This window comes from Streptomyces sp. NPDC102437, assembly GCF_044765565.1.
In the GTDB taxonomy this organism is placed as follows: domain Bacteria; phylum Actinomycetota; class Actinomycetes; order Streptomycetales; family Streptomycetaceae; genus Streptomyces.
This window is the reverse complement of sequence record NZ_JBIWKI010000006.1, coordinates 65,360-77,273: the sequence shown is the minus strand read 5'-3', so window position 1 is coordinate 77,273 and position 11,914 is coordinate 65,360. Positions and strand designations below refer to the sequence as shown.

12 protein-coding genes and 1 pseudogene are annotated in these 11,914 nt (G+C 70.6%); 4 read left to right on the top strand and 9 right to left on the bottom strand.

What is annotated here, in order from left to right; translation table 11 throughout:
* Positions 1–35: 35 nt before the first annotated feature.
* On the top strand, positions 36–629 hold the full coding sequence (locus ACIRJP_RS10060) for a TetR/AcrR family transcriptional regulator (protein WP_404170630.1): 594 nt from the start codon (positions 36–38) through the stop codon (positions 627–629).
* 41 nt (positions 630–670) lie between these two features.
* Positions 671–1,117, top strand: a complete 447-nt coding sequence (locus ACIRJP_RS10055; RefSeq protein ID WP_404170627.1) for a hypothetical protein — start codon at positions 671–673, stop codon at positions 1,115–1,117.
* A gap of 50 nt (positions 1,118–1,167) precedes the next feature.
* On the opposite strand, the gene ACIRJP_RS10050 is transcribed toward ACIRJP_RS10055, so the two are convergent.
* The gene (locus ACIRJP_RS10050) at positions 1,168–1,974 is read right to left on the bottom strand and encodes an HAD family hydrolase (protein ID WP_404170624.1); all 807 of its coding nucleotides are present in this window, start codon (positions 1,972–1,974) and stop codon (positions 1,168–1,170) included.
* 302 nt (positions 1,975–2,276) lie between these two features.
* On the opposite strand from ACIRJP_RS10050, the gene ACIRJP_RS10045 reads away from it, so the two are divergent.
* Together ACIRJP_RS10045 and ACIRJP_RS10040 are read left to right on the top strand one after the other, a co-directional pair.
* Complete coding sequence (locus ACIRJP_RS10045; RefSeq protein WP_404170621.1) at positions 2,277–3,185, top strand: nitroreductase/quinone reductase family protein; 909 nt, start codon at positions 2,277–2,279, stop codon at positions 3,183–3,185.
* Between the two features lie 97 nt (positions 3,186–3,282).
* Positions 3,283–3,573: a hypothetical protein gene (locus tag ACIRJP_RS10040; RefSeq protein ID WP_404170618.1), complete on the top strand. Its 291-nt coding sequence runs from the start codon at positions 3,283–3,285 to the stop codon at positions 3,571–3,573.
* A gap of 144 nt (positions 3,574–3,717) precedes the next feature.
* Here ACIRJP_RS10040 and ACIRJP_RS10035 read toward each other — a convergent pair whose 3' ends face one another.
* The 8 genes and pseudogenes from ACIRJP_RS10035 to rarD all read right to left on the bottom strand — a co-directional run bounded on the left by ACIRJP_RS10035 (position 3,718) and on the right by rarD (position 11,818).
* On the bottom strand, positions 3,718–4,572 hold the full coding sequence (locus ACIRJP_RS10035; RefSeq protein ID WP_404170615.1) for an urease accessory protein UreD: 855 nt from the start codon (positions 4,570–4,572) through the stop codon (positions 3,718–3,720).
* Positions 4,569–5,264: an urease accessory protein UreG gene (ureG, locus tag ACIRJP_RS10030; RefSeq protein WP_404170612.1), complete on the bottom strand. Its 696-nt coding sequence runs from the start codon at positions 5,262–5,264 to the stop codon at positions 4,569–4,571. Before ureG ends, ACIRJP_RS10035 begins: the two co-directional genes overlap by 4 nt.
* 30 nt (positions 5,265–5,294) lie before the next feature.
* A complete protein-coding gene (locus tag ACIRJP_RS10025) occupies positions 5,295–5,969 on the bottom strand; it encodes an urease accessory protein UreF (RefSeq protein WP_404170609.1) in 675 nt (224 codons plus the stop codon).
* A gap of 112 nt (positions 5,970–6,081) precedes the next feature.
* The gene (locus ACIRJP_RS10020; protein ID WP_404171136.1) at positions 6,082–8,049 is read right to left on the bottom strand and encodes an urease subunit alpha; all 1,968 of its coding nucleotides are present in this window, start codon (positions 8,047–8,049) and stop codon (positions 6,082–6,084) included.
* A 68-nt stretch (positions 8,050–8,117) separates the two neighbouring features.
* Positions 8,118–8,426, bottom strand: a complete 309-nt coding sequence (locus ACIRJP_RS10015) for an urease subunit beta (protein WP_404171132.1) — start codon at positions 8,424–8,426, stop codon at positions 8,118–8,120.
* Positions 8,427–8,627: 201 nt separating this feature from the next.
* Positions 8,628–8,921, bottom strand: a pseudogene (locus ACIRJP_RS10010) (urease subunit gamma); the annotation flags it as partial.
* Between the two features lie 289 nt (positions 8,922–9,210).
* Complete coding sequence (locus ACIRJP_RS10005; protein ID WP_404170606.1) at positions 9,211–10,770, bottom strand: FAD-dependent monooxygenase; 1,560 nt, start codon at positions 10,768–10,770, stop codon at positions 9,211–9,213.
* A gap of 70 nt (positions 10,771–10,840) precedes the next feature.
* The gene (gene rarD / locus ACIRJP_RS10000; protein WP_404170603.1) at positions 10,841–11,818 is read right to left on the bottom strand and encodes an EamA family transporter RarD; all 978 of its coding nucleotides are present in this window, start codon (positions 11,816–11,818) and stop codon (positions 10,841–10,843) included.
* Positions 11,819–11,914 lie beyond the last annotated feature (96 nt).

Sequence of the window (11,914 nt, the reverse complement as noted above, 5' to 3'; positions counted from 1 at the left end):
ACAAGGTCCGATTCAAGCCCGCTTATGCTCACCGAATGATCACATCGCCGAGTTCACTGCGCCGCAGCGAGAGATCACGGAGGGCGACCCTGGAGGCCGCTCTCGAACTGTGTACGGAGAAGGGGTACGGCCGCGTCACCGTCGAGGCCATCGCGGCCAGAGCGGGTGTCAGCAAGAAGACGATCTACCGCTGGTGGCCGTCGAAGAGTGCGGTGATCCTGGAGGCGTTCGCCGACGCGCTGGTCGACACGACGCCGTTCGCCGACACCGGCGACATAGCGGCCGATCTCCGGACCAATCTGGCAGGCGCGGTGAGGCTCATCAACACAACGCCCTTCGGCCCCGCGTACGCCGGGATCCTCTCCGAGATGCACCACGACGACGAACTCGCGCGGATCGTCCGGGCGAAGCTGGTCGACCCCCGTTTCGACGAGGCGGTCACCCGCCTGCGCCGGGCCCAGGAGCAGGGGCAGATCCCGCCGGACGCCAATCTTCCGCTGGCCGTGGAGATGCTGTACGGCCCGATGTACTACCGGCACGTCCTGCGCAAGCCGGTACACGACGAGGAGGAGATCGCGGCCTTGGTCGCGCATGCGCTGCGGGCGATCGGGGTGCCGCCGGAGCCGTGAGGGCGGAGTGACTGTCAGAGGGGCGTGCGAGCATGCGGTGCATGGGAAACCTGTACGACTACTTCAGTGCACCGGACGACCCGACGGCCCTGGCCGCCCTCGACCAGGGCATCGAGGAGACCGGCCTCCCCGTGCTCCCGGTCAAGGGGGTGGATCCGTACGTGCAGTTGGGCCAGGCCGAGGGCATGCTCACCGGCACGCCGTACGACGACGTCACCTCGCTCCCGCGCTTCAACCGGCTGCTCAGCTCCCCGGAGGACGAGTCCCGCTGGCTGGTCACGCTCACCGACGAGCTGCGCGACGCGCTCGCGACGGCGAGACCCGGCGGGTTCGGTGCGGTGGCCGAAACCTGGTCGCACATCGAGGAGTTCGGAGGCGATGCCCCGCCCGACGAGCTGGCCGGCTTCCTGGACATGCTGGCGGACCTGGCCGAGCAGGCGCGCGCCCACTCCGAGCCGCACCGGCTCTACTGCCTGATGACGCTCTGACGCGTACGACTCGGGCGGTGCGTACTCACCGCTCAGCCGACACGTACCGCTCAGCCGAACACCCGCTCCAGCACGTCGGCGACTCCGTCGTCCTCGTTCGACGCCGTCACCTCGTCCGCCGCCTTCCGCAGCTCCGGATGGGCGTTGGCCATGGCCACGCCGTACCCGGCGGCACGGAACATCGGCAGGTCGTTGGGCATGTCCCCGAAGGCGATCGCGGAGCGCGCGGCAACACCCAGGTACTCGGCGGCCAGCGCCATCCCGGTCCCCTTGTCGACGCCGAACGGCTGGAGCTCGACGGTGCCGGGGCCGGAGAGCGTGACGCCGGCGAGATCGCCGACGGCGTCGCGGGCCGCCGCGGCCAGCGCGTCGTCCCCGAGCTCAGGGTGCCGGATGAGCACCTTCACCACGGGCCGGGGCCACAACTCGTGGCGGTGCCCGACCCGTTGGGCGGGGAGCGTCGGATGGGGCATCGCGAAGCCCGGCTCGATCAGGGTCCGCCCCTCGGCCCCGTCCTGGTCCACGGCCGCGAAGACCGGCCCCACCTGGGCCTCGATCTTTCCGAGCGCGGTGTCGGCGGCCTCCCGGTCCAGGGTGAGCGCGTGCACCAGCCGCCCGGACCCGGCGTCGTACAACTGCGTCCCCTGCCCGCACACCGCCGGCCCCCGGTAGCCCAGTGCGTCGAGCAGCCCGCGTATCGCCGGCACGGGCCGCCCCGTGACCACGAGATGCCGGGCCCCGGCGCGGGCGGCCAGGGCGAGCGCGGCGCGGGTGCGGGGGCTCACGGTGTCGTCATGGCGCAGCAGGGTGCCGTCCAGGTCCGTGGCGACGAGGGCATGTGCGGGTGGGATGGGCATGGCCCAAGCCTAAGAGCGCCCGTCAATCGGGGGCGGACGGGCGTGTGTTGACAGGTCCCCGCCGCGATGCGTGTAATGAACCCGGTGTCGCGTGACGCTGGCCAAAGAGCAGTGGGCCGGCCGGTGCTCGGGCGAACACCCTTCACCGAGGGGCCCGTCATGAGTTCGTACTCCGCGCCCTGCATCTGACGCAGCCGCGACCGCTGGTCGCGCTCTTCCTTCCGTTCCGCATGCCCCGGCACCGTGCACCGTCATGGGCCGCGCGCATGGCGCTCACCCGTTCCCACGGAGACAGAGAACGCATGCCCACATCTTTCAACCAGTCCGTCATCGACGAGTTCCGCGCCAACGCGGGGAAGGTCGGCGGCCCCTTCGAGGGCGGGGACCTGCTCCTGCTGACCACCACCGGCGCGAGGTCGGGGAAGGAGGTCATCACACCCCTCGGCTACGTCCGCCACGGCGACGCGCTGCTGGTCATCGGCTCCAACCTCGGCGCCCCGCGCCACCCCGACTGGTACCGCAACCTGCTCGCCCACCCCGTGGTCCGGGTGGAGCTCGGCACCCGTACGTTCCAGGCCCTCGCGGTCCCCGCGGACGGGGCGCGGCGCGAGGAACTGTTCGCGCACGCCGTGAGGACGGCACCCGGTTACGCCGACTACCAGGCCCGGACCTCCCGGCTCCTCCCGGTCGTGGCGCTGGAACGAGCCGAGCCCGAGGGCTGGGAGCCGACCCGCGAGATCACCACCCTCGCGGGCAAGGTGATGGAGGTCCACACCTGGCTGCGGGGCCAGCTGCACCAGATGAAGGCGGAGGTGGACGCCCACTTCGCCGCACGCGCCGCCCACCGGGGACCCGGCGCGCCCCCGCCCCCGGGCCTCGGGCTCCAGATCAGGCAGCGGTGCCTGGCGTTCTGCCAGTCGCTGGAGTTCCACCACACCAGCGAGGACGACCACCTGTTCCCCGGCATCGCCCGGTACCACCCGCACCTGACGGACACCTTCGCCCGGCTCGCCGGCGAACACCGCACGGTGGCCCGCATCCAGGGCGAGCTGGTGACCCTGCTGGCGGACATCGGGATCACCGATCCCGAGCGCTTCCACACCGAGCTGGACAGGATGTCCACCGAGCTGAACGCGCACCTCGACTACGAGGAGGAGCAGATCCTGCCCCTGTTGGCCGACGTTCCGTGGCCTCCCGCCCCTCCCGCGTGAGTCACGCTACGCAATCAATGGCTACGCATGGTAATCATACTGCGAGGGTGCATCGGGCGCCCTCGCAGCAGCCCTCGCAACAGCCGGGAGATCCTTCATGCGTCGCGCCCTCACCGCGTTCGGCACCCTTGCCGCCGCGGCAATGCTCTCCGTTTCGGGCACCCAGTCGGCCAGTGCGGCCCAGGGGGACCTGGTCGTCAACGGCACGGTCCACAGCGACCCCTCCGGGTGCTACCCCTCCGACCGCTTGCCGCTCACCGTCGAGAACTACACCAACGACCTGGCAGTGATCTTCCAGGGTGCGGACTGCTCCGGCCCGATCCTCGGGATCGTCCTGCCAGGGTCCTCGGGGGTATCGGAGTTCGGCGGGAGCGTGTTCATCCGCTGACCCTGCTGGCCGAGCCTCGCCTCTCCTGAGCCCCGGCGGTCCTCGTGACCGCCGGGGCGTTCTCCATCGGAGCGGACCTCAGCGGCCGGCCGTGCCGACCGCGGCGAAGTGCGGTGCCTCGCCGGAGCAGGGAGCCCCGGCGACCTACTGCTTGCGGAGGGCGTGTCCGAGCGCTTCGTCGAGCAGCTCCCGCAGCGCCGAGGAGGCCGGAGCGACAGCGGTGGCGAGCAGTGCCGGGCCGCCGGCCAGAGGTGCGAGAACCGCACAGCCGTCCTTGATCCCGTTGCGGAGCAGGACGGGGGCTCGGCCGACGTCCAGATCCGGTTTCACGACGAGGAGTTGGCCGACGGCGCGGTGTCCGTCCAGGACCGAGGGGCCGTCCCACCCGGGCGCCGGGTCGCCGTAGGTGGTGTTCTGGTCGAGCAGCAGGCGGCCGGCGTGGCGGACCCGGATGCGGCTGACGAGGTGGCCCGGCTTCTCGCCGGCTCTGCCCAGGATCTGCTCCTCGCGCAGCAGCAGCCGCGAGGTCGCGGCGAGGGTGACGGTGCAGGTCTGGCGCAGGTTGCTGCCGGCGGCGCTGATCAGTGGCTGTGGCAGCCAGCGCAGGCGGGCGTGCTCCCCGGCGGTCAGCCGGACGTCGTAGGTGGCCGGCGCGGTGGTGGGACCGCGGAGAGCGAGCGTGGCGGCAGCCGTGGTGACCTCCAGTTCGGCTCGGTCTTCGGCGGTGACGTCGAGGGTGAGTCGGTCGCCGCCGAGCGGGGCGCTCATCGCACCGATGATCCCCACCGTGGCAGCCCGTCCGCCGGTGCGCATGCGGCGCAGATGGAACGGGCCGTCACTGCGCAGCTGCGGGAGAGTGGTGACACGTCCGTTGTACGTGGCACGGATGCGGGCCATGGCACGCACGCCGTCCGGGTGTCCGCAGGATGCCTCGGTATCGGCCGGGACGGCGTGGCGGAGCGGGGTATCGGGCTCGGCGGGCCGGGACCCGGAGCTCATGCCGCCGCTTTCGCGCGCCACCGGGTGACGTGCCCGGTGATCCAGTCGGCGATCTCGCGGATGCCGTCGTCGCAGGTGAGGCTGGTGAAGACGACGGGAAGGGCGCCGCGTTGCCGTTCGGCGTCGGCCGCCATGGCGGCGAGGTCGGCACCGACGTGCGGAGCGAGGTCGGTCTTGTTGATGACGAGAAGGTCGGCGGTGGTGATGCCGGGCCCTCCCTTGCGGGGGATGTCGTCGCCGCTGGAGACGTCGATGACGAAGATCTGCACATCGACGAGGCCCTTGGAGAAGGTGGCGGTGAGGTTGTCGCCACCGGACTCGACGAGGACGAGATCGAGGGGGACGAGAGTCTCGTCGAAGTGCTCGACGGCCTCCAGGTTGGCGGAGATGTCGTCCCGGATCGCGGTGTGCGGACAGGCTCCGGTCTCCACCGCGGTGATCCGCTCGGGAGGCAGCACGGCCTCGCGCAGCAGGAACTCGGCGTCCTCGCGGGTGTAGATGTCGTTGGTGACGACGGCGAGGGAGAGCCTGTCGCGCAGCGTGCGGCAGAGCGCGGCGACGCTGGCGGTCTTGCCGGAACCGACAGGACCGCCCAGGCCGACCCGGAAGGCGCGGAGGCTGCCGTCCGCGCGCAGCGGCTCGGCGCTGTAGGTGTGGCGGTGAGGCATGGTCACGTGGTGATCGAGGTGCATGGAAGCTCCAGGGGCAGGGCAGGGGCGAGTTCAAGAGGCGAAGAGCCGCACGGTCCAGGCGGCGTGCTGTTCCGCGGTGATGTCCAGCAGCGGAGAGGACGCCGACGGCAGGGCGTCAAGACCTTCGGCCTCCACACGGGCCGCCGCGCCGGCGGCGTCCGCGGCGACGGTGTCGACTTCCGTGCTCAGGCGTGCCAGCAGCCACGAGGCGGCCAGGGGATCGAGGCTGAGCAGGCGCACCGCCGCGGTGGCCGGGCCACCGACGGCCTCGTACGCCGCGGCACAGGCGGCGTCCTGAGGGGTGAGCCCGGCGGCTCGGGCGGCGATGCCCTGGACAATGGGCTGATGGGCTCCCTGGGGGCGCTCGGCGGCCAGGCGGTCGAGTTCGGTGGACGGGAAGGTGGCGCGTGCCGCGCGCATCATCTGCCGGCCGAGCTTGCGGGCCACGGCGCGCAGCGCGGGTACGGGGGTACGTGCGTCGGCGGCGTCGTCCAGCATCAGGGGGTCGCAGCCGGCGGCGGCCGCGGCGGCCAGGCCGGCCGTGGTCAGACCGGTGGTGTGCAGGCGCCCGCGGCAGAAGGCTTCGAGGCTGTTGATGTCGTGTACGGCTTTGTGCGCGACCGCGGCTTCGACGCCGCCGGAGTGGGCGTACCCGCCGGCGGGGAAGCGGCCGTCGGCCAGCAGGACCAGTGCGGCACGGCTCATGGGCGATCCGGCTGCCTTTCGCGGGGTGGGTTGGCGCAGTGGTCCAGGAGGGCACGGGTGCCTGCCCGGACCACTGCTGCGGTGACGGCGTCGCCGTCCGGGCAGAGGCCGGTCAGAAGAGGAAGTACCGCTGGGCCATGGGGACTTCACTGACATAGGAGCGCGGCACGGTCGCTCCGTTGAGTTCTGTGCGGGTGTCCCCTGTGGTCGCACCGCCGATGGTGACCTCGAAGCTGTTGTGGTCGACGTGGAGACTCTCCGGCACCGTGTCGTTCAGCTTCATGTCGGCCTTGGTGACGTCCCGGATGCTCGTCGAGATGTCCATGAATTTCTTGCCGAGACCGAGCCCGCCGGTCGTCGTCTCGGTGACGTTCCCGCCGCCGTCCTGGACGGTGACGACTCGCGGGTTCAGCTTGTCGGCCACGCCCGGTGCCACGAAGTTGTACGAGTTGCTCAGAGGGGAACGGCCGGTGGAGCCCCAGACCGCTCGCGGCAGAAAGGGCTGCGGGGTCGTGATCGATGCGTTGGCGTCGCCCACCTGCGCGTAGGCGAGCTGCCCGCCCTTGAGGACCATGTGCATCTTGACGCCGAAGAACTTCGGCTCCCAGAGCACCAGGTCGGCGAGCTTCCCGGTCTCCACGGAACCGACGTGCCCGTCGATGCCGTGCGTGATCGCGGGGTTGATCGTGTACTTGGCGACGTAGCGGCGCGCCCGGTAGTTGTCGTTCGGGACCAGCCTCTCCGCGTTGTGGGAGTGGTCGGCGTCGTCATCGATCGGGCGGACCTTCGCGTTGGCGAGGTCCTCCTTCAGAGGGCCGTACCGGGATTTCATGACGTGTGCGGTCTGCCAGGTACGCATGATCATCTCGCCGATGCGTCCCATCGCCTGGGCGTCGGAGGACATCATCGAGATGGCTCCCATGTCGTGGAGGAGGTCCTCCGCGGCCATGGTGGACGGCCGGATACGGGAGTCGGCGAAGGCCATGTCCGCCGGAATGTCCGGATTGAGGTGGTGGCAGGCCACCATCATGTCGACGTGCTCCTTGACGGTGTTCACCGTCAAGGGGCGGGTCGGGTTGGTCGACGCGGGCAGCACGTTCTTCTCTTTGACCAGTTCGATCATGTCCGGGGCGTGGCCGCCCCCGGCGCCCTCGACGTGGAAGATGTGGACGGAGCGCTTCTTGCCGCCTCTCGTGAAGGCGTCGCGGGTGCTGTCCAGGAAGCCGGATTCGTTCAGTGAGTCGGCGTGCAGGGCCAGTTGGACCTGACGGCTTTCGCACACGTCCAGCGCCGCGTCGATCACGGCGGGCGTGGCTCCCCAGTCCTCGTGGACCTTCAACCCGATGACGCCCGCGTCGACCTGTTCGTTGAGGGCGTCCGCGTTCACCGTGCTGCCCTTGCCGAGCAGGCCGATGTTGACCGGGTACGAGTCCAGGCTTTCGAAGGCCCGGGTGATGTGCCACTCGCCCGGGGTCACGGTGGTGGCCGTGCTGCCCTCGGCGGGGCCGGTGCCGCCACCGATGAGCGTGGTCACGCCCGAGGCGAGGGCCTCGTGGATCTGTTCCGGACAGATGAAGTGGACGTGGGTGTCCACGCCCCCCGCGGTGAGGATCCGCCCGTTGCCGGAGATGACCTCGGTGCTCGGACCGACCACGAAGTTCGTCGGCCGCACCGTCTCCGGCAGCTCGTCGCTCGGGGACGTACGGTCCGGCATCTCGAACCCGTCGTCCGGGATCGGGTCCATCGTCTCGGGGTTGTAAGCCTTGCCGATCGCGGCGATCGCACCGTCGCGGAGCCCGACGTCGGCCTTGACGACACCCCACCAGTCGAGGATCAGGGCACCGGTGATGACCGTGTCCACCGGGGTGCGGCCGCCGGCGTCCCCGCCTCGGGGGAAGTGGGACATTCCCATCGACTCCCGGATCACTTTCCCGCCGCCGAAGATCATCTCGTTGCCGCTGTGCTTGGGTCCGCCGCTCCAGTCCGCCTCGATCTCGACGGCCAGGGCGGTGTCGGCCAGGCGGACGCGGTCCTTGGCGGTGGGCCCGTACAGAGCGGCGTAATCGGCCCGCTTCAGCACGTTGCCCGGCGCCGAGCTCTTCGGATGCCTCGCCGACCTGCTGTCGAACGGGGTGGTTTTGTTGCTGCTCACCGGTGTGCCACCTCACGTGCTCCCTTGACCTGCCGGTCCCCCTGGATCTCCACCAGCTCGACGCAGCACTCGTCGCCCGGCTCGAAGCGCACGGACGTACCCGCGGCGATGTTCAGCCGCCGCATCCGCGCCGCCTCGCAGTCCTTGAGCTCCTGGGGCGACTCCAGTTCCGGACCGGACGGGACCTCGACCCTGAGAACCTTCAGCCCCGGGTTGGCGTCGGCGAAGTGATAGTGGGAGCCGACCTGCACGGGGCGGTCCGACATGTTCTTCACCCTGATCCGCGTCCTGCCCCCACCCGGCAACTCGGTGGCGTCCTCCTGCAGATCCGCGTTGAACTCGATCGCCTTGTACCAGGACTCCGCGTCCCGGCACTTGTCACAGCACGACGTCGAATCGCTGCCACTGTCGCCGTCGCAGTCGACCGGGCAGTCCGCCTTGCGGGGCGGCCGGGGGTGCTCGACCTTGCCCGGGTGGACCTCGGGCTCCTCGGCCGCCTCCGGGAAGGGATCGTGGATGGTGACCAGCTTGGTGCCGTCCGGGAAGGTGGCCTCCACCTGAACGTACTTGATCATCTCCGGAACGCCGTCCATCACTTCGTCCCGGCTCAGCAACTGCCGACCAGAGTCCATGACGTCGCTGACCGTCCGGCCGGCGCGTGCCTGCTCGAAGACATGCACCGTCAACAGGGCCATGACCTCGGGATAGTTGAGGAGCAGCCCGCTACTGCGGCGCCGCTGCGCCACGTCGGCGGCCACATGGATCAGCAGGCGCTCCTGCTCATGCGGAGTCAAATGCACGATGAGTCATTTCTCTTGAACGGGCAGTGCGAGCGGATGGGCACGTCCTCGGGCGGCGCCAGTCGCTCACCGATCATGAGCGGCAGAGGTCATCGAGCAGGACACGTCACGGATCGCGTACACGATCAGGTGAAATCGAGTCGGGCGGTGCGTAGCTTCGCGCCTGGTGTCCGCACGCGCCTTCCGGGTCCCGGGTTCGCCGACATCGATCCTGAACGGCATCGGCGTGGACCGACCCGCACCGTTCCCCTCCGGGCGCCCCCGGTCCGGCAGTCCGGGCACCCCGCCGTCAGGCCGTACCGGCCAACCGGTCGAGGTAGTCGCCGATCGCTCCGGTCTCCGAGGCCGGAGCGATCAGGGCCACGTGGTTGTCGGGGCGGACGAGGACGAGGAGGGCGGTGGCGGGGGCGACGCCGTACGCCGTGCGGGCGTGGCCCGCGTCGTCGGTCAGGTCGCGGGGGGCTCCGGCGTCCACCCCGTACGCCCGCACCGCGTCGCCGTACGCCGCTTCCGTCGCCCGCAGGGCGTCCGCCGTGTCCGGGCCGAAGCCCAGGAGGGTGAAGTGCGGTCCAGTGAACGCCTCGAAAAGGCGGGTCGGCGTGCCCGTCGCGGTGTCGCGGCAGGGGGCGTCGGGGGCGCGGTCGCCCGCCCGCAGACGGCGGGTGGAGCCGGGGGCGGAGAGGGAGCTCCAGGGGTAGCCGATGCCCAGGCCCGCCGTGTCGCCGGAGACCGCCGAATCCAGGCCGCCACCCGGCTGCCGGATCGCTTCGAGGGTCGCCCGCAGCCGCTCGGCGGTGATGTCCAGCGTCCAGGAGGCGACGGGCAGCCGCTCCTCCTCGTAGGTGTCCAGGAGGCGGGGATCCGATTGGCCCTCGACGACGCGGGCGAGCTTCCAGCCCAGGTTGTACGCGTCCTGGATGCCGGTGTTCATGCCCAGCCCGCCCGCGACGGAATGCACATGCGCGGCGTCCCCGGCCAGCAGTACCCGGCCCACCCCGTACCGGTCGGCCATGCGCTCGTTGACGCGGTACGTGGAAAGCAGGGTGGCCTGAGTGAGGCGGGCCGCCGGGAGCCGGGTGTGCTTGGCGAACAGGCGGCGGAAGCTCTCCAGGGAAGGCGGCACGAGGGCTCCCGCCGCGTCCCGCTCCGGTCCGGCCTGGAACCACCAGCCCGTGCGCGTACCCGGGATCGGGCACAGCATCACGGCGCCGTCCTCGTCGAACCACTGGTGCCAGATGCCGCGGTCGAGGCCGTCCACCTCCACGTCCCCGCAGACCATGGCCTGCTCCTCGGCCGTCTTCCCCTCGAAGGGGACGCCGAGCATCTTGCGTACCGGGCTGTGGCCGCCGTCGCAGCCCACCACGTACCGCGCCTCGACGCTCCGGCCGTCGGCGAGCGTGACGGTCACCGACTCGGGCCCCTGCGCCAGGCCGACCGCCTCGGAGCCGAGCTCCACCTGGACGCCGTACTCCGCGAGGCGGTCCCGCAGGATCTCCTCCAGCTGCCACTGGGCGATCAGCCGGCCGTGGGCGTACGGGGTGTCCGGCGTCGGGTGCGAGGACGCGGACGGGTCGGTGTCGGCGACCGGAAGCCCGTTGCGGTACTTGCGCATCGGCAGCGGTCCCGATCCCGCGGTCAGCACCCGGTCGACGACGCCCAGGTCCTCCAGCACCTCCAGGGAGCGGGGGTTGGGACCCTTGGCCCGCGAGCTGCGCGGGAACCCTGCGGACTTCTCGATGATCCGTACGCCGATGGAGCGCCGGGCCAGATCACAGGCGAGGGTCAGGCCGGTCGGGCCCGAACCGACGATCAGCACGGCGGCTGCGGGTGCGGGTGTGATTGCGGACATGGGGGCTCCTCGGTCGCAGTTCCGTGGACAACCAGGAAAACGCAACCAAGTTAAAAAAGCAATCAGGTAACTAAATCTGCGCGTGCGGGGCGGGTCCGTCGGCCGCCTGCCGCGGTGCTGTCTGCTGCTGCGCCGCCTGCCGCGCCTCCTGCATCCGCGTCCTCGTCCGCCGTGCCGTCCGAAACGCGTCCCATGTCAGCAGGGTGAGCGCCAGCCACACCAGGGTGAAACCGGCCCACCGCTCCGGCGGCATCGCCTCGTGGAAGTAGACGATGCCGAGGGCGAACTGGAAGACCGGCGCCAGGTACTGCAACAGGCCCAGGGTGGAGAGGGGCACCCGTATCGCCGCCGCCCCGAACAGTACGAGCGGCACGGCCGTGACCAGGCCCGCCGAGGCCAGCAACGCCACGTGGCCGACGCCCTCGGAGGTGAACGTCGACTCGCCCCGGGCGCCCAGCCACAGCAGGTAGCCGAGCGCGGGCACGAACACCACGGCGGTCTCGGCGGTGAGCGACTCCAGGCCGCCCATGTTGACCTTCTTCTTCATCAGCCCGTACGTGGCGAACGAGAACGCCAGGACCAGAGAGATCCACGGCGGCCGCCCGTAACCGATGGCCAGCACCAGCACCGCCGCGACACCGGTGCCGACCGCCACCCACTGCACGGGGCGCAGCCGTTCGCCCAGGAGCAGGACGCCCATGGCGATGGTGACCAGCGGGTTGATGAAGTAGCCGAGCGACGCCTCCACCACATGGCCGTTGTTCACGGACCAGATGTACAGGCCCCAGTTGACCGTGATCGTGGCCGCCGCCACCGAGATCAGGCCGAGCTTCTTCGGCTGCCGGATCAGCTCGCCGATCCAGGACCAGCGGCGGAGCGCCAGCAGCGCGACGGCGACGAACGCGAGGGACCAGACCATGCGGTGGGCGAGGATCTCGATCGCGCCCGCGGGCTTCAGTAGCGGCCAGAAGAGCGGGACGAGTCCCCACAATCCGTATGCGCCGATGCCGGACATGAGTCCCGCCCGCTGTTCGTTGATCCCCTTCACGGGCCCTCCAGGCATGTCTGTGTCAACTGCACGAAGGTAGCGCCGGGAGGGGCCCCGTGTCATGGCCGTATCGGTATACGGTCATGACACCGGCCC